A 946-nucleotide genomic window follows, 5' to 3' on the forward strand; every position below is an offset into this window, starting at 1 on the left:
AGCAGAACGTGGCGAATGTCCTTGTCGAACGGCAACAGAACAATCGCCTTGCCCATCAGGCCGATATTGCGCGAGGCAATGGCGCCAAAACCATTATTGCCGCCTTCCGGAATCCACGGCTGGTCCTTGATCGGGCCCATGTCACGGTAAAACAGCACCGCAACCAGCATGGCATAAAACGAGGCCACGGCGGCGGCTTCGGTTGGGGTGAAAACCCCGCCATAAATACCGCCCATGATCAAAACCACCAGCAACAACCCACCCGATGCGGATAGCAAACTGCCACCCCATTCGCCAAGTGACGGGCGATCCTGTTTGGGCAGCTTTTTGATTTTGGCAACCACATAAATCGCCAGCATCAGCATGATGCCGACCATCAGACCGGGAATAACCCCGGCCAGGAACATGCGGCCAACCGATACCTGGGTGGCGGCAGCGTAAACCACCATCACGATAGAGGGCGGAATAAGAATGCCGAGCGTACCGGCGTTACAAATTACACCGGCGGCAAAGCTTTGCGGATAGCCCGATTTGACCATGCCGGCAATCACGATGGAGCCAATGGCAACCACGGTTGCCGGGGACGAGCCCGACACAGCGGCAAACAGCATACAGGCCAGAACCGATGCCATGGCGAGGCCACCGGGGAACCAGCCAACACTGTTAACCGCAAAATTGATCAGGCGGCGGGCAACACCGCCGGTCGAAAGAAAGGTAGAGGCGAGAATGAAATAGGGGATGGCAAGAAGCGTGTAATGCTCCATCCCGCTGAACAGTTTTTCTGCAAGTGTTGCCAGACTGTCACTGCCAAAGATCAGGATCGTTGCCAGCGACGAAACACCCAGCGACAGGGCAATCGGCGCGCCGAATGCCATAAGCACAAAGAGCAGAACAAACAGGAATGCAATGGTCATGAATAAGCGATTCCTCTTTGATGCCTAGGATG

At 55.8% G+C, this 946-nt stretch carries 1 protein-coding gene; it reads right to left on the bottom strand.

Features of this window, described 5'->3' with window-relative positions:
- Nucleotides 1–914, bottom strand: a 914-nt coding sequence (locus TMES_RS21960; RefSeq protein WP_085586597.1) for a TRAP transporter large permease, incomplete at its 3' end; no start/stop codon positions are given.
- Between the last annotated feature and the right edge of the window lie 32 nt (nucleotides 915–946).

Origin of the sequence: Thalassospira mesophila, assembly GCF_002115755.1 — a bacterium.
GTDB lineage: Bacteria > Pseudomonadota > Alphaproteobacteria > Rhodospirillales > Thalassospiraceae > Thalassospira > Thalassospira mesophila.